Annotated in this window: 17 protein-coding genes and 1 tRNA gene; 10 read left to right on the plus strand and 8 right to left on the minus strand. The window is 67.4% G+C overall.

All coding sequences use genetic code 11. From position 1 onward, the window contains the following. The first annotated feature begins 262 nt into the window (after window positions 1-262). Complete coding sequence (locus AC1DES_RS03195; protein WP_476894492.1) at window positions 263-847, plus strand: hypothetical protein; 585 nt, start codon at window positions 263-265, stop codon at window positions 845-847. Window positions 848-931: 84 nt separating this feature from the next. Here AC1DES_RS03195 and AC1DES_RS03200 read toward each other — a convergent pair whose 3' ends face one another. Both AC1DES_RS03200 and AC1DES_RS03205 read right to left on the minus strand, forming a co-directional pair. Continuing rightward, on the minus strand, window positions 932-1,612 hold the full coding sequence (locus AC1DES_RS03200; RefSeq protein WP_476894241.1) for a winged helix-turn-helix domain-containing protein: 681 nt from the start codon (window positions 1,610-1,612) through the stop codon (window positions 932-934). Next, window positions 1,609-2,847 carry a sensor histidine kinase gene (locus tag AC1DES_RS03205; protein WP_476894493.1) on the minus strand — a complete coding sequence of 413 codons (1,239 nt, stop codon included), beginning with the start codon at window positions 2,845-2,847 and terminating at the stop codon, window positions 1,609-1,611. The genes AC1DES_RS03200 and AC1DES_RS03205 overlap by 4 nt, the downstream gene beginning before the upstream one ends. 207 nt (window positions 2,848-3,054) lie before the next feature. Here AC1DES_RS03205 and phoU point away from each other — a divergent pair, with 207 nt between their 5' ends. Further along, window positions 3,055-3,717 (plus strand): phosphate signaling complex protein PhoU, encoded by a 663-nt coding sequence (phoU, locus tag AC1DES_RS03210; RefSeq protein WP_476894242.1) that lies wholly within the window; start codon window positions 3,055-3,057, stop codon window positions 3,715-3,717. An 87-nt stretch (window positions 3,718-3,804) separates the two neighbouring features. On the opposite strand, the gene AC1DES_RS03215 is transcribed toward phoU, so the two are convergent. After that, window positions 3,805-4,551 carry a phosphoglyceromutase gene (locus AC1DES_RS03215; protein WP_476894243.1) on the minus strand — a complete coding sequence of 249 codons (747 nt, stop codon included), beginning with the start codon at window positions 4,549-4,551 and terminating at the stop codon, window positions 3,805-3,807. Window positions 4,552-4,696: 145 nt separating this feature from the next. Between AC1DES_RS03215 and AC1DES_RS03220 the strand changes: the two genes are divergently transcribed. Beyond that, window positions 4,697-5,521, plus strand: a complete 825-nt coding sequence (locus AC1DES_RS03220; RefSeq protein WP_476894244.1) for a class I SAM-dependent methyltransferase — start codon at window positions 4,697-4,699, stop codon at window positions 5,519-5,521. 65 nt (window positions 5,522-5,586) lie between these two features. Here the strand turns inward: AC1DES_RS03220 and AC1DES_RS03225 are convergent, their stop codons facing one another. Continuing rightward, entirely contained in the window at window positions 5,587-5,931 is a 345-nt protein-coding gene (locus AC1DES_RS03225; RefSeq protein WP_476894245.1) for a DUF2516 family protein, read from the minus strand. 9 nt (window positions 5,932-5,940) lie between these two features. Further along, window positions 5,941-7,125 (minus strand): trans-sulfuration enzyme family protein, encoded by a 1,185-nt coding sequence (locus AC1DES_RS03230; protein WP_476894246.1) that lies wholly within the window; start codon window positions 7,123-7,125, stop codon window positions 5,941-5,943. 87 nt (window positions 7,126-7,212) lie between these two features. On the opposite strand from AC1DES_RS03230, the gene tmk reads away from it, so the two are divergent. The 4 genes from tmk (at window position 7,213) to AC1DES_RS03250 (ending at window position 10,907) form a co-directional block, all read left to right on the plus strand. Further along, entirely contained in the window at window positions 7,213-7,881 is a 669-nt protein-coding gene (gene tmk / locus AC1DES_RS03235) for a dTMP kinase (RefSeq protein WP_476894247.1), read from the plus strand. Then, window positions 7,878-9,020: a DNA polymerase III subunit delta' gene (locus AC1DES_RS03240; protein WP_476894248.1), complete on the plus strand. Its 1,143-nt coding sequence runs from the start codon at window positions 7,878-7,880 to the stop codon at window positions 9,018-9,020. Before tmk ends, AC1DES_RS03240 begins: the two co-directional genes overlap by 4 nt. A 104-nt stretch (window positions 9,021-9,124) precedes the next feature. Next, window positions 9,125-10,696, plus strand: a complete 1,572-nt coding sequence (locus tag AC1DES_RS03245) for an alpha/beta hydrolase (protein ID WP_476894249.1) — start codon at window positions 9,125-9,127, stop codon at window positions 10,694-10,696. Window positions 10,697-10,834: 138 nt separating this feature from the next. Beyond that, window positions 10,835-10,907: transfer RNA gene (locus AC1DES_RS03250), tRNA-Thr, on the plus strand. A 78-nt stretch (window positions 10,908-10,985) separates the two neighbouring features. Here AC1DES_RS03250 and AC1DES_RS03255 read toward each other — a convergent pair. Continuing rightward, window positions 10,986-11,483, minus strand: a complete 498-nt coding sequence (locus AC1DES_RS03255; protein WP_476894250.1) for a DUF805 domain-containing protein — start codon at window positions 11,481-11,483, stop codon at window positions 10,986-10,988. A gap of 258 nt (window positions 11,484-11,741) precedes the next feature. On the opposite strand from AC1DES_RS03255, the gene AC1DES_RS03260 reads away from it, so the two are divergent. Continuing rightward, window positions 11,742-13,061 (plus strand): MFS transporter, encoded by a 1,320-nt coding sequence (locus AC1DES_RS03260; protein ID WP_476894251.1) that lies wholly within the window; start codon window positions 11,742-11,744, stop codon window positions 13,059-13,061. Between the two features lie 81 nt (window positions 13,062-13,142). On the opposite strand, the gene AC1DES_RS03265 is transcribed toward AC1DES_RS03260, so the two are convergent. Further along, entirely contained in the window at window positions 13,143-13,619 is a 477-nt protein-coding gene (locus tag AC1DES_RS03265; RefSeq protein WP_476894252.1) for a hypothetical protein, read from the minus strand. A gap of 70 nt (window positions 13,620-13,689) precedes the next feature. Here AC1DES_RS03265 and AC1DES_RS03270 point away from each other — a divergent pair, with 70 nt between their 5' ends. Beyond that, the gene (locus AC1DES_RS03270) at window positions 13,690-14,622 is read left to right on the plus strand and encodes a hypothetical protein (protein ID WP_476894253.1); all 933 of its coding nucleotides are present in this window, start codon (window positions 13,690-13,692) and stop codon (window positions 14,620-14,622) included. 36 nt (window positions 14,623-14,658) lie between these two features. Beyond that, complete coding sequence (locus AC1DES_RS03275) at window positions 14,659-14,886, plus strand: hypothetical protein (protein WP_476894254.1); 228 nt, start codon at window positions 14,659-14,661, stop codon at window positions 14,884-14,886. A gap of 117 nt (window positions 14,887-15,003) precedes the next feature. Here AC1DES_RS03275 and AC1DES_RS03280 read toward each other — a convergent pair whose 3' ends face one another. Further along, window positions 15,004-15,849 carry an aldo/keto reductase gene (locus AC1DES_RS03280; protein ID WP_476894255.1) on the minus strand — a complete coding sequence of 282 codons (846 nt, stop codon included), beginning with the start codon at window positions 15,847-15,849 and terminating at the stop codon, window positions 15,004-15,006. Between the last annotated feature and the right edge of the window lie 46 nt (window positions 15,850-15,895).

Here is a 15,895-nt window from a genome sequence, read left to right on the forward strand (position 1 = left end):
GAAAATGGCCCAAATCGACCCCCTCAAACTACTTGACGGATGCGGATAATAGTGCATTGGCCACCCGCTGCCAAGAGGCTTAGGCTTGCACGGCCGGGAGCGGGGCAGCCGGCCGACCCTTCCTCTGCGCACGTCCGGGTGTAGCGCTCTGCGGACCGCCCTGTGTACCGCCCGAATCCTCGTTTGGGGCCGATTGCGGCTAGGCTATGGCTGAATAATGTTCCAAGACTCTCAAGGAGTGCGTGACGTGCGTTTCACTGCGATGAACCGGGGCCAGCGCGGCAAGCTGGCAATGGCAACGGCGGCACTTGGCATTGGCCTGCTGTCGGTAACCGGCTGCGGCTACATCAACCCCCAGCAGACCTCGGAGCAGTATTCGGCGTCGGACGGAACCCGCACGGACCTCGGCCCGCTGCAGCTGCGCAACATGTTGATCATCTCCGAGGGGGAGAACAAGCCCGGACGCGTGGTCGGCGCGGTGTACAACTCGTCGTCGAACGATGTGAAGCTGACCATCAACGGCGCCGGCGGATCCCAGACCCAGGTTCCGGTCAAGAAGAACTCCTATACCCTCCTCAACGACTCCACGGACGCTGCCATCCTCAGCACCACGGGCGGCAAGCCGGGTACCGTCGTCGAGGTCACCATCGTCGAGGACGGCACCAGCCAGAAGGCGAAGTTCAAGATTCCTGTCATGGACTCGACGATCGTTGACTACAAGAAGTACCTGCCGACGGCGGAGCCCACCTCCTCCGGCCCGGCCACCTCGAGCGCTTCCCCCTCGGGGACTGCCACCTCCGGCACCGCGACGCCGTCCCCGACGCCGAGCAGCACCGCAGGCCACTAGCTTTACTCGCCAAAAGGAGGGGCACCCGCCGGGTGCCCCTCCTTTTATGTGCCCATTCGGGTCTTCGGCACAAGGCCTCCGGCGCTAGGGCTCGAACTTGTAGCCCAGCCCGCGGACTGTGATCAGATACCGCGGCGCCGAGGGGTCCGGCTCGATCTTGCTCCGCAGGCGCTTGACGTGGACGTCCAGGGTCTTGGTGTCTCCGACATAGTCCGAGCCCCAGACGCGGTCGATCAACTGGCCGCGGGTCAGAACCCGGCCGGAGTTCCGCAGCAGCATTTCCAGCAGCTCGAACTCCTTCAGCGGCAGGGAGACCTGCTCGCCGCCGACGCTGACCACGTGCCGCTCGATATCCATCCGGACAGGGCCGGCCTGCACGGTACTTGCTACCAGTTCCTCCGGCTCGCCCTGGCGGCGCAGCACGGCCCGGACCCTGGCGACGAGTTCCCGCGAGGAGTACGGCTTGGTGACGTAGTCGTCGGCGCCGAGCTCCAAACCCACCACCTTGTCGATTTCCGAGTCCTTGGCCGTCAGCATGATCACGGGCACGCTGGACCGCTGCCGGAGCTGCCGGCAGACTTCGGTGCCGGACTGCCCGGGCAGCTGGAGGTCCAGGAGCACCAGGTCAGCGCCGTTGCGGTCGAATTCGGTGATGGCATCGAGGCCGTTGTCCACCACCTCCACCTCGAACCCTTCCTTGCCCAAGAGGTAGGACAGCGGGTCGCTGAAGGACTCTTCGTCCTCGACAATAAGAATCCTGCTCAAGCGCTAGCTCCTTGCTCATGGACGCCTGCGGCGTCCCGTCTGTGTGGTCCGGCTGGCCGTTGCAGCCCCGCTGGCCGGCCCGCGGGTCTGCGGACCTCGGGGGTGTCGCCGTCGTCCTGGCCTTCCATCTCCGGAAGCCTGATGGTGAAAGTTGATCCCTGCCCTGGCTGCGACCACAGGGTCACCTCGCCGCCGTGGTTGGAGATGACGTGTTTGACAATGCTGAGACCCAAGCCCGTGCCGCCGGTATGGCGGGACCGGGCGGCGTCCACGCGGTAGAAGCGTTCAAAGACGCGTTCCTGGTCTTCCGGGCTGAGTCCTTCGCCCTGATCCGTGACGGACACCGCAACCAATCCGTCCTTGGACCGTACGCCGATGCCCACCTTGGTGTTGTCCGGGGAGTAGCGGATGGCGTTGTCGATCAGGTTGCGCAGCGCCGTCACCAGGAGGTCCTGGTCGCCGTAGACCATCGCGTCCGCGTGGCCGCCGACGACGAGCCGGATGTTCTTGCTTTCCGCGGGCAGCTGGGAGCGGTCCACGGCCTCGGACACCACGGTGTTGATGTCCACCGGGCGTCCCTGCTGGGTGACATTCGTGCCCTGCAGCCGGGAGAGTTCGATGATGTCCTGCACGAGTGCCGCGAGCCGGGCCGATTCCTTGTGCATGCGCTTGGCGAAGCGCCGGACGGCCTCTTCGTCGTCCGCGGATGACTCCAGCGCCTCGGCCAGCAGGGAAATCGCCCCCACCGGCGTTTTCAGTTCGTGGGAGACGTTCGCTACGAAGTCGTTCCTGACTTCCTCGGTACGGGTGAATTCGGTGCGGTCATCGGCGAGCAGGAGGATATAGTCCTCGGCGATCATGGCTGCCCGGACCTGGACCACGATGGTTCCCTGGCCGAGCGGGCCGCGCGGCAGCTCAAGCTGCTTTTCGAGGATGACGCCGTCCCGCCGGACCTTGGCCGTCATTTCCAGCAGCTGCTGGTGGACTACGGTGTGCCCGCGGACCAGGCCATAGGCGTAGGCCGCGGGGCTGGCGCGGACAACGCCGTCGATGGCATCCACGACGACGAAAGCCCTCCCGACAACGGCCAGAACCTCGGCTGCACCCTCGGGGAGCGAGGGGTCCTCGACGTCGACGTCGACGATCTGCCGTTGCTGCTCGCTGACCCGGAACGCGAGCACGCCGAAGATGCCGAGCGAGAGGCCGATCAGGCCGGCGATCACGCCGATTAGCATTGGGTCCACGCTTCCAGCTTAGGCTCTGCTTCAGGGCCGCAACCGTAATCTCCTGCGATTCCGGCGCCGGTTCAGCTAACGTTCACCTATTGGGGCGCAACAGTTCACCGGACACTGGAAGAGTTGGCCGTTGAAGCGCCGCGAGGTGAACCGAAATACGTCCGCCACGGTTGTGGCAGGCAATATTTCCGAGGAAAGGACGCACACGTGCGTAAGGTTTTTCAGGAAGAGCTCGCCCAGGTGGGTGAACAGCTCGTAGAAATCTCCAAGCTGGTCACTGAGGCCATCGGGAAGGCCACGACGGCGTTCGAAGGCGCCGACATCGACCTGGCCGAGGACGTCATTGCCGCCGATGCCCGGATCGACTTCCTGCAGAACAGCCTCGACGAGCGTGCCATCGACATCCTGGCGCTGCAGGGCCCGGTGGCCAGCGACCTTCGCATGATCGTGGGCTCGCTGCGGATGAGTGCCTCGCTGGAGCGCATGGGTGACCTCGCCCGCCACCTCGCGCAGCTCGCCCGGCTTCGCTACCCGGCCAACGTGATCCCGGCCCAGTTGCAGGCGACGTTCAAGAGTTTCGCCCAGCAGGACCTGCTGATCGCGCAGAAGCTCACCGTGCTGCTGGAAACCCGCGACCTCGGCGTCGCCCGGGACATCGTGAAGGCCAACAGTGCCGTCAACGATCTCCACTTGAGCGTTTTCAAGGCGATCGCGCGCAGCGACTGGCAGGAGTCCCCGGCCACGACTGTCGACGTCGCCCTCGCCAGCCGCTACTTCGAGCGCTTCGCCGACCACGGCGTCTCTGTGGCCCAGAAGGTCACCTACCTCGTCACAGGGGCCTGGCAGCCGAGCGGCATCGAACACAGCTAGCTTTTCAGCTAGCTCACGAAGCAGAACGACGGCGGCCGGTCACCTTGGGGGTGACCGGCCGCCGTCGTCGTTTCCGGTGGCTGGGCGTTACTTCTTGCCCTGGCTGGCGACGGCCTTGATCGACTCCGCGGCGGCCTCGGGATCGAGGTAGGTGCCGCCCGGGATGACCGGTTTGAAGTTCTCGTCCAGTTCGTAGACCAGCGGGATGCCGGTGGGGATGTTCAGGCCGGCGATGTCCTCGTCGCTGATCCCGTCCAGGTGCTTGACCAGGGCACGGAGCGAGTTGCCGTGGGCGGTAACCAGGACGGTCTTGCCCGCTTTGAGTTCTTCCTTGATGTCCGATTCCCAGTACGGCATGAGGCGGATCAGGACGTCCTTGAGGCATTCGGTGCGGGGAATGGCGTCGCCGAGGTCCTTGTAGCGCGGGTCACCCACCTGGGAGAACTCGGAATCGTCGGCCAGGGGCGGCGGCGGGGTGTCGTAGGACCGGCGCCAGAGCATGAACTGCTCCTCGCCGAATTCGGCAAGCGTCTGCGCCTTGTCCTTGCCCTGGAGGGCGCCGTAGTGGCGTTCGTTGAGGCGCCAGTCGCGTTTGACGTCGATCCAGCCGCGGTCCGCCTTCTCGAGGGCCAGGTTCGCCGTATTGATGGCCCGCTTCAGCCGTGAGGTGTAGAGGATGTCGGGGAGGATGTTGTGCTCCACGAGAAGCTCGCCGCCGCGAACCGCCTCAGCGCGGCCCTGGTCGTTGAGGTCAACGTCCACCCAGCCGGTGAACAGGTTCTTGGCGTTCCAGTCGCTGTGGCCGTGGCGCAGCAGAATCAGCTTGTAAGTCATGGTTTTCATCCTAGCGGAGCCGCCCCTGGCCGCGCCGAGCATTACATCCCCGTCACACCCCACCCCACCGCGGGGTCACCTACGACCCATCCAAGGCCTCCGGATGGGCCGTAGGTGACCCCGCGTTGGAGGATAGGGTGGAGCGGTGGTGCAACGAGCGGAGCAGGTCAGGAACCCCGGACGGCGAAGCGGCAGGCCGGTGGGCAACGTGACCCGCGGAACCACCAATCCGAACCGGATGCGCCGTGTGGACCGCTGGCTGGCCGGCCCCCAGGCATGGCGGCTGCGTGAAGCGGCCGATCCGTTCGTGGTCGACCTGGGCTACGGCGCTTCCCCGGCCACCGCCGTCGAACTCTTCGAGCGCCTGTCCGTTGTCCGTCCGGACGTGCGGGTGACCGGCGTCGAAATCGAACCGGAACGTGTCCGGCAGGCGAAGTCACTGGAGCGGCCAGGTCTCAGCTTCCAACTGGGCGGCTTCGAGCTTCCCGTGCCCGGCCGCCCCGTGCTCGTGCGGGCCTTCAACGTACTGCGGCAGTACGAGGAAACCGACGTCCAGGACATCTGGCGGCTCGTGCAGGGGCGGCTGGCTCCTGGCGGCCTGTTCATCGACGGGACCTGCGACGAGATCGGGCGGCGCGTCACCTGGGTGGCGCTCGACGCCGGGCGGCCGCTGAGCCTGAGCCTGTCCCTGCGGTTCGGCGCGTTCACGCTGCCCTCGGACGTTGCGGAGCGGCTCCCGAAGGCGCTGATCCACCGCAACGTGCCGGGCGAGAAGATCCATTCCTACCTGCAGGCGATGGACCAGGCGTGGCTGGAGGCCGCACCGCTCGCGTCGTTCGGAAACCGGCAGCGCTTCTCAGCCATGTGCCGCGCACTGCTCGACGGCGGCTGGCCGGTCCAGGACGGGCCGTCCCGGTGGCGGCTCGGCGAAGTGACGGTCGGTTGGGAAGCGGTGGCCCCGGGGAGTTAGGACCGCGAAGTTAGTGCCGCGGCGCCACGACCGCGGAGCTACGCTCGGGGCCGGCTGTCAGGGGGTCACCAGCCGCGGTTACCGCCGCGGCCCGCGTCCTTGACGGCGGGTCGCACGTCCGCGAGGTACACCGACGCCGCGGTCACTGCAGCGAGTCCGAACAGGCCCAGGGTGCTGATGCCCCCCGCGCCGCCGCCGAGCTGGGACACCAGGGAAATCAGGCCGACGGCCACGCTGCCGCCGGTCAGCGCAAGCCAGAAGGTCTTGGTCCGCTTCGATACGGCTTCAAAAGCGTTGGCCCTGTGGCGGAGGCAGTCGAAAAACGCCCACGCCTCAATGGCGAAAGCCACCACCGCCAGGATCAGGTAGATCGCGGTTTCGACATAGTAAATGAGTATTCTTCCGTCCACTCCCCCAGCCTAGCTGTCCAAAGTGCCCAACGCCTGTTCCAAATCGGCCCAAAGGTCCTCGACGTTTTCGATCCCGACGCTCATCCGGACGAGGTTGTCCGGAACGCTGGCCGGCTCGGCCGTGTGCCGGCGCCGGCGTTCGATCAGGGATTCCACCCCGCCAAGGGATGTCGCGGGCAGCCACAGGTGGAGGGCGCGGATGACGCGGTCCGCAGCGTCGGCGCCGCTGAGGCCGCCCGCGGGGGCAACCTCGATGCAGAGCACGGAGCCGAACCCTTTCATCTGTGATGTGGCCCGCTCATGGCCCGGGTCCGAGGCCAGCCCGGGGAAACGGATGCTGGCGACCCTCGGATGCCGGCTCAAGCGTTCCGCCAGGACAGCCGCCGATGCCTGCGAGCGTTCGATCCGCAGGGCCAGTGTGCGCAGTCCGCGGAGCGCCAGCCATGCCTCAAAGGGACCGGCGATTCCGCCGTGGATGGTGCGGTGGTGCAGCAGCGTGGCGCGGAGCCCCGCGTCGGAGGTCACCAAGGCGCCCAGCACGACGTCGGAGTGCCCGGAAAGGTACTTCGTCACCGAATGCAGCACGACGTCGGATCCGAGGGCCAGGGGCTGCTGCACGAGGGGCGTGGAAAAGGTGTTGTCCGTGACGACTATTGCTCCGGCCGCATGCGCCGCCGCAGTCAAGGCGCGGATGTCCGCCACACCGAGCATGGGGTTGGTGGGGCTTTCCAGCCACAGCATGCTGGCGGGTTTCGCGCCGGCCGGCGTGAGCTGCGCCAGGACAGCGTCCGTATCCGCGATGTCCACTGTCCGCAGTTCGAGGAAGCCCTTTTCTGCCAGTTCCGTGGCCATGACAAGCGAACCGGCGTAGCTGTGGGAGGGCATTACCAGCACGCCCTGCACCGGAACCAGGGACAGTGCCGAGCTCACGGCGGCCAGCCCCGAGGCGTACAGCAGGCCGGGCAGGTCCGCCCCCTCCAGCTGGCCCAGGGCCTCCTCGAACGGGTCCCACGTCGGGTTCGAATACCGTCCGTAGCCGCGGTCCCCGTCGCCCAGCGGTCCGGTGCCGAAGTAGGTGGAGGACAGGACGAGCGGAGGGTTGACCGGTTCATCGCGCTGGCGCGGCGGCCGGCCCGCGGCCACAACCACTGTTTCTGCGGAGAGCGCTGCTGCCTGTTGTTCGGAAAGACTCATGGACACAGGGTACTTCGGAGCCCCGCAGGGCGGCCAAGGCGTTACGCCGCACACTAAAGCGTCGGTGATTGTCGGTAGTCTAGGAGCGTGAATACCCAGCACCCCGGACCGCTGCCCGGACTGTTCATTGCCTTCGAAGGCGGCGACGGCGCCGGCAAGTCGACACAGGCAGCTGAACTGGCCAGGGCCCTCGAGTCGCGCGGCCTCACGGTGCTGCGGACCCGCGAACCGGGCGGCACCCCGATCGGCGAGAAGCTCCGTTCCCTGGTGCTGGACCACGGCCACGGCCACATCGATGCCCGCACGGAGGCCCTGATTTTCGCTGCCTCCCGCGCCGCACATGCAGACCAGGTCATCCGGCCCGCCCTGGAACGCGGCGAGGTCGTCCTCACCGACCGGTACATTGACTCCTCGGTCGCTTATCAGGGCGCCGGCCGGGACCTCGGCGCGGACGCCGTCCGGGACATCAACCACTGGGCCACGTCGGGCCTGCAGCCGGATCTCACGGTGTTGCTCGACGTCGACCCCGGGGTCGGCCGACGACGGCGGACCGCGGGGGAAGCCGCCGAGGACCGCCTCGAATCCGAAGCCGATGAATTCCACGCCAGGATCCGGGCAGCTTTCCTGGACCTGGCGGCGGCCCGGCCCGGGAAGTACCTCGTCCTGCCCGCGCAGCTTCCCGTGGCGGAGCTGGCCGCGCAGATCCTTGAGCGCGTCGAGTCCTTGCTGGCACTCCCCCACAGCAGGACAGCATGAGCGTCTGGGACGATCTCCAGGGCCAGGCCGCCGTCGTCGCGCAACTGCGCCAAGCGGCCCAGGGCGAAGCGCTCACGCACGCGTGGCTCTTCACCGGGCCGCCCGGATCGGGCCGTTCCAATGCGGCGAAGGCCTTCGCCGCTGCCCTGAACTGCGATCAGGAGGACGTCACCTTGCGTGGGTGCGGCGAGTGCGCAGCCTGCCTGACCATCCTCGGCGAAACCCACTCCGACGTCGCCTTCGTGCGCACCGAAAAAGTCACCATCACCATCGATGAGGCGCGCGAACTGGTGTCCACCGCCGGGAACCGTCCCTCATCGGCCCGCTGGCGCATCATTGTCGTCGAAGACGCTGACCGGATGGCCGAGCGGACTACCAATGTTCTGCTCAAGGCCATCGAGGAGCCCACCCCCCGCACCGTGTGGATGCTTTGCGCCCCGTCCCCTGCCGACGTCCTCGTCACGATCCGCTCCCGCTGCCGTGCCGTGGCCCTGCGGCTTCCGCCCCCGGCCGACGTCGCGGCCCTCCTGGTCAAGCGCGACGGCGTGGAGCCGGCTGTCGCCGACCGCGCGGCCCGCGCGGCCCAGAGCCATGTGGGCATCGCCCGGCGCCTGGCCCGGGACCCGGAGGCACGGGAGCGCCGGCTTGAAACCGTGCGGTTCCCGCTCTCCCTCCGCGGCGTCACCGCGGCGGTCCTGATGGCGGAAAAACTGGTCAAGATCGCCACCGAGGAAGCCAACAGCTCCAATGACGAGCGCGACGCCACTGAGAAAGCGGCGCTGCTGGCGACCCTCGGAGCGCCGGAGAGCGGGACGCTGCCGCCGGCCATGCGGGGCCAGGTGAAGCAGCTGGAGGATGACCAGAAACGCCGCGCCAAGCGCTCCATCACTGATTCCCTTGACCGCACGCTGACAGACCTGCTCTCCTTTTACCGGGATGTCCTGATCATCCAGATGGGGAACTCCGTGGAACTGGTCAACCTTGAGCTGAGAAGCGAACTCGAAGACTTCGCTTCCCGCTCCACAGCGGAGATCACCCTCGCCCGCATGGACGCCATCAACAAGGCCCGCAACCGCATCACCACCACCAATGTCGCCCCGTTGCTGGCCATCGAGTCCATGGCTGCCAGCCTCATCTGACGGCCTGATCTCTTGCCCGCGGGACGGCACATGGCGCCCGCAGGGCCACTCCAACCAACCGCCCAGCCCCACCGCTTTCGTTCCTATCCTCCAAGGAGAACCGCATGAAGCCTGCTCGACCCCAGCCCGCAAGATTCCGATCCTGGGCGATCGGCGTGCGGGCCCTCGGCGCCATGGCCCTGGCCATGATGCTGGCCTCGTGCAGTCTCTTTGGCAGCGGAGACGGCGGCACGACGTCCGGGAATTCGGGGCAGGCCGACCCGTCGATCGCCTCCGCGGCACCGGCTGAGCTCCGGAGCTTCTACTCCCAGCAGGTCAACTGGACGCCGTGCGAGAAGAGTCTCCAGTGCGCCAAGATCAAGGTCCCGCTGGACTACAGCAAACCGGACGGAGCCACGATCGAAATTGCTGCCCTCAAAGTCGCCACCAAGGGCAACAAGAAGGGCAGCCTCCTGGTCAACCCCGGCGGACCGGGCGCCTCGGGCTACGACTTCGTCAGGGATGCCGGCACCACCAGCATTTCCGAGAAGGTCCGGGCGAACTACGACGTTGTGGGCTTCGACCCGCGCGGTGTGAAGCGGTCCGCGCCGGTCACGTGCCTCACCGACCAGGAACGCGACGCGTACCGGGCCAAGACCTACGATCTGGACACGGACGCCGGGCTGGATGAGAGCCTTGCGGACAACAAGGTCATCGCGGCCAAATGCGTGGAGAAGACCGGCCCGGTCCTGGCCCATATTGACACCAACAGCGCCGTGAAGGACCTCGATATCCTGCGCGGGGCACTCAATGACAAGAAGCTGAACTACCTTGGCTATTCCTACGGGACGCTCCTGGGTTCCACGTACGCCTCGATGTTCCCCGACAACGTGGGCCGGATGGTCCTCGACGGCGCCCTGGACCCGTCCCTCAGTTACGAGGAACTCACGAGGGGACAGGCAAAGGCTTTCGAGAGGGAACTCGGCGTCTACGTGGCTAACTGCCAGCAAAACAGCGGATGCCCGCTCAGCGGCAGCACCGAGGACGGCGTCCAGCAGATCGGCAAGCTCATCCAGGAAGCCGCGGCCAGCCCGCTGCGGGCCAAGGACGGCCGGCTGGTCTCGGGGACCACGTTCGTCAACGGCCTGCTCATCCCCCTGTACAGCAGCGATAACTGGCCGATCCTCACCCAGGCCCTCGCCAAGGCCATGGCCGGCGATGGCAGCGGCATGATGCAACTCGCCGACTTCGGCGCCGACCGGGGCCCTAACGGCGCGTACACGTCCAACAGCACCTTCGCCTTCAACGCCATCAACTGCCTGGACTACCCGATGGACGCGGACACTGCATCGATGCGGGCCGAAGAGCAGCACCTGCTCCAGGAGTCCCCAACCCTCGGCTACTACTTCGCCTACGGCGGTGCCAACTGCAAGGACTGGCCGTACAAGAACACCAGGACCCCTGCCCCGGTGCAATACAAGGGTGCAGCCCCCATCGTTGTGGTGGGAACCACCGGGGACCCCGCCACGCCTGTGGAATGGGCCAGCGCGCTGCGCAAGCAGCTCGGGAATGCCGCGCTGCTGACGTGGAAGGGCGAAGGCCACACGGCGTACGGGCGCTCCAACAGCTGCATCGGCAACGCCGTGGACTCGTACCTGATCGACGGCAAGGAACCTGCGGACAACACGGTCTGCTAACTACCTGCCGCCAGCCGCCGGCGCCCGCAGGGGCCCAGCTGCCACGCCGGCCTGCGGCTCATTTTGACCCGGGCGCCGGGACTCCATTACAGTTATCTCTTGCATGATCCGCCCGGTTCGCCGGGAATTCATGCGGTTGCTTCCTTAGCTCAGTTGGTAGAGCGTCTCACTCGTAATGAGAAGGTCGCCAGTTCGATTCTGGCAGGAAGCTCGAGAAGAACCCCCGGAAATCAACGATTTCCGGGGGTTCTTTTCTTGCGCTGCCTGGTGCCGGCCCGCTCCTGCCAGCCTAGGCCTTGCCGGCGTAGGCGGGGCCGCCTTCGGGCCGGTCAAACCGCTGGCCCTGGGGGTTCGACGGCAAGATGGTCATGACCAACAACGCCAGGCCGCCGAGGAACGGTACGAGCACGATGAGGATCATCCACGCGCTCATGTTGACGTCGTGGAGGCGGCGCGCCGTCAGGGCGAGTGACGGAACGATCGCCGCCAGGCCCCACACCAAGGCCAGGATGAAGCCGATGAAGGCTATCGGGCCCGGGGTGGCAGTCACTACGCCGGTAGCCGAGGTGGTGGACCCGGTGTTGCCGGCAGCAATGATGATCTGCAGGACGATGGATACGCCGACCGAGATGAGCATCCACCACCAGTATTCACTCCTGCTGGCCCGGCCCGAGAACGTGGCGTACTTCTTCCAGAAACGCCTCGCGGCCTCTCCGATAGGGGCCCCGTAATACGGAGCCCAGAGCGGGACTGCCCCGGCGGGCGCGGTCTGTTGAGGATAAGTCATAGAGATCTCCTGATTGTTCGCAAGTGATGACGAGCCTCATCCTAGGGTCCGCGTGGGGCCGGGCGCCCGTCTGACGGGTGAATTCTTGCCGCCGTGTCCAAGCGGTCCCCCCGGGGCCATGCGCACCCGCCGGGGTCGCCGTCGGATTCCGAAGGGACCTGCCCGGCGGCCCTCGGGGCCTGACCCGTCCGAACCCCGTGCGTACGGCCTGTCCAAAAGCCCCTTGCCATTCATTGGCTGGTCCACAAGCCTTGTGGCATGAAAAGGCCAGCTGCGAGGCTGCCGTCCGGTGCGCGGGACGGCTCTGTCCCGGGTGCGGATGGGCCCGGCCTGCCCGGTAGCCGGCGGCGCCTGACCTGGGGCGCGGTGGTCGGGTTCGGCCTCGTCAGCCTGGCGACGGATATGGTGTCCGACGGCGCGCGCCCGTTGGCGGGTCCCCTCCTGGTCCAGCTCGGCGCCTCAGCCCTGGTGGTGGGCCTGGTCACGGGGGGCGCGGAGGCCGCGGCGCAGGGGCTGCGGGTGGTGTTCGGGCCGTGGGCGGACCGCACGGGAAAGTACTGGACTTTCACCGTGGCCGGATACGTGCTCACCGCCGTCTGCGTCCCCCTGCTCGCAGTGGCACCCGCGGCAGGGGCCGCCGGACTGGTCCTCGCCGCCTCGCTCATCATCGGTGACCGGGTCGGCAAAGCCGTCCGGAGCCCGGCGAAGACTGTCCTCCTGGCCGCCGTCGCCACGCCCGTAGGCCGGGGGCGCGGCTTCGCCGTCCACAAGTCGCTGGACCTGGCCGGGGCGCTGCTCGGGCCGTTGCTGGTTTCAGCTGTGCTTGCTGCCACCGGCGTCCTGCCTGCGGCGCTTGCCGTGCTGGCCATTCCGGCAGGGGCGGCATTGTTGATGCTTCTCTGGCTGCGGCGCCGGGTCCAGGGTCCGGGCGTGGGCGCTGGACCGCCAGCGGCTGCGGCAGACGTCGTCGGCTCCCCCGCCGCGGGCGCGCCGGCCCACGCCCTGGGCGGCAGGCCGCCGTCGGTCTTCTCCAGCGACTTCACCCTGTTTGCGGTCGCGGCGCTTTTCTGGAGTGCGGGCCTGGTGGCCTTCGGTGTCATCTCGTATCACCTGACCTCCGCCGTGGCCGTTCCGGTCTCTGTGATCCCGCTGCTCTATGCCGGCGCCATGGGCGCGGCCGCGCTGGGGGCCCTCGCAAGCGGCGTCATGTACGACCGTTCGGGAGCCGTCGTGCTGCTGGCGCTGCCGGTGTTGACCGCCGCAGTGCCGGTGCTCGCCCTGGCTCAGGACGCAACTCTTGTCCTCGCCGGCGTCCTGGTTTGGGGCACCGCCATCGGAATCCAGGATTCAACGGTCAAGGCCCTGATCGCGGACTTGGTGCCCGGAGTCCGGCAGGGCACAGCCTATGGAGTGTTCGCGGCGTTCGAAGGGGCCGGAGCGCTGGCCGGCGGGGCTCTCTACGGGGCGTTGTACGGCGTCCGGCCGCTGCTCATTACTGTGGTGGCCGTGCTGCAGGCTGCGGCCCTGGCTCTCCTCGTCCTAACCCTCAGGAAGGCGCGAACGGGCGTGCGGTCCTAGCCGGCGTCACCCGCCGGCGGCCGCCGGCAGGCTGAAAGGCGCCCGCCCGGCGTGCGGTGTGCGGTGTGCCGATCGTGTTTACTAGCGGCCGGCCCAGACCGAGGCCGCACCCGAGTGGCCGGTGACGATGCTCTGATAGATGAAGAATCCACCAGCGGCAACCCCTGCGGCCAGGAGCACGACGCGGACACCCTTGTTCTCCCGCAGTCCGCCGAGGAATCCCAGGCGCCGGCCGAAGGGTTGATGGGTGACGATCAGCATCGCCGCGACGACGGCGAAGAAGATCACGGACACGACCTTGAGCACGTCCCCCTGCTGTGCGTGCTCGTGGACCAAGGCCGACGCCGGGCTGGTCTTCTGCAACTGTTCGCCGGCCTGCGCCGTCAGGAGTGAGACCGGGACCATCCCAAGGGACAGCACACCCAGCGGCCATGCCAAGTATGATCGCCAGCGCGGCGCCACGGCGTAGATGATCGCGCCGAGACCGGCGATCGGCGCCAGCACCACCACGGCGTGGACAAGCAGGATATGGGCCGGGAGGCCGCCTATTTCGATCAAGTGAACACTCCTCGGGTGGATGTACCCTCGACCGGCCTCATGGATGGGTCAGGGCTCTTATGATTCTTGCATGGGAGCGCAGGAACTGCCGGGCATTGCGGCGCAGCTGTACGCCTTGCCGTACAGCGCTTTTGTGGCCGCCCGGGCCGCTGCGGCGACGGAACTGACAGCGGCCGGAGCCGCCCCGGAACAGCGGTCCCTGGCCGCGGAAGTGCGGTCCCTTCCCAAGCCGTCCCTTGCCGCGTGGGCAGTGAACATGCTCGCAGCGCACCGGCCCGAAACCCTCGCCGAGCTCGCCGAACTGGGCGGCTCGATGCGCGCCGCGCAGTCTTCCTTGGAGGCGGCGGCACTGCGCACGCTGGGGCAGGAGCGGCGGCAACTGCTCTCCAGGGCAGTGAAGACGGCCTGTGCCGTGGCGGAGCAGCAGGGCCGGAAGATCAGCAGCGCAGTCGCCACGGAGGTGGAGGAGACCCTGCGGGCGGCCACGGCGGATGAGGGGGCGGCGGCTGCCGTGCGGAGCGGCTGCCTGCTCCGGACGCTGCGCGCGGACGGGGTCGACGTCGTCGATCTGGCGGGTGCCGTGGCGGTGCCTGGCGGTGGAACCGGTACGGAATCCGTGCCGGCACCCGGCTCATTGCCGGCGCAGCCGCGGTTGCGGGCCGTGCGGGATGAACCGCGGCTGGCCGCGCCGTCGGCTGTGGAGCGGGCGAGGGCCGGCCTGCAAGCGGCCGAAGAAACGGCCCGCACCGCGGCCGAAGAAGCGCTCCGCTGCGACCGGCAGCTGGCCGATGCTACGGCGCAGGCCACGAGGCTGGCCGAGGAGGCCGGCGCGCTCAGGGAGCAGCTGGCCCGCACCGAGGACGAGCTCAAGTCTGTGCGGAAGCACGTGGACTTTGCCGCTGCCAAGGCGCAACAGGCGGCCCGGGCAGCGGGGAAGGAACGGCGGAAAGAAGCGCTGGCCCGCGAACGCCTGCTGCGGCTCGGCAACACGCCGCGGTCATGAAGACTTACTGTCAGAGGGCAGTTGCACACTGGAATCATGGAGAAGAACCAGGATTTCGACGCCACCCAATATCAAGGTGCCCGCAACCACGGCACCCAATATTATGAAGTCACCTATCTGGACCCCGACTGCGGCCGGATCCGTACCGAACTCTTCGATGATGCCGCCGCGGCCGACCGGTTTGCCAGCAGGCGCATCGCGGACGCGGACGGCTGGGCTGTCATCGACGCCGTGCCGGTGAAAGCAGGCCGGGCGGCCGCCTGAACCACGCAGGGTCTGTGATCCCGTAAGGACCGGGCAACGCCCGGAACACGGCAGCAGGGCCCCACCCTTGCGGGTGAAGCCCTGCTGGGAACATCCGGATCGTGCGCCCGGTGCCGTTTAGGCGAAGTCGGAGACTGCCGGGTCCGGGCCGATGCGTCCGGCGCCTTCCGCGGAGCGGTCCAGGCCGTTGATGGCTTGGATGTCGGTCTCGTCGAGGGCGACGTCAAGGGCCGCGTAGTTCTCACGGATCCGGGATTCGGTCACCGACTTCGGGATGACGACGTTCCCGATCGCCAGGTGCCACGCGATGACAACCTGGGCCGGGGTGGCGCTGTGCTTGGCAGCGATCTGGGCGATGACCGGGCTCTCCAGGAGCTCCCCGCCCTGGCCCAGCGGCGACCATGCCTGCGTGAGGATGCCCTTGGAGGCATTGAATTCACGCAGGGCCGCCTGGTTGAAGAACGGGTGCAGCTCGACCTGGTTGATGGCCGGCACCACGCCGGTCTCATCGATCAGGCGCTGCAGGCCTTCCTTCGTGAAGTTCGAGACGCCGATGGTCTTCACGCGCCCCTGCTTCTGCAGCTCGATAAGCGCCTTCCAGGTGTCGACGTACTTGTCCTGCTTCGGCTGCATCCAGTGGATCAGGTACATATCCAGGGTCTGGAGGCCGAGCCGCTCCATGGAGTCCTCGAACGCCTTCAGCGTGGACTCATAGCCCTGGTCCGCGTTCCACAGCTTGGTGGTGATGAAGATGTCCTCCGGCTTCAAACCGGAGCGCTCAATGGCCCGGCCGACGCCTGCTTCGTTACCGTAGATCTTCGCGGTGTCGATGTGGCGGAAGCCGGCCTCGAACGCCTGGACGACCACCTTTTCAGCCACGTCGTCTTCAACCTGCCACACCCCGTAGCCGAGCTGGGGAATGGTGTTGCCGTCATTGAAAGTCAGTTCAGGAGAAAAAGTCATTCTTTTATCCTGCCAACTTCGCGGCCGCCCGGCCAGCGCCCGGGCG

The sequence above is a fragment of the Arthrobacter sp. 05T442 genome, from assembly GCF_056395945.1.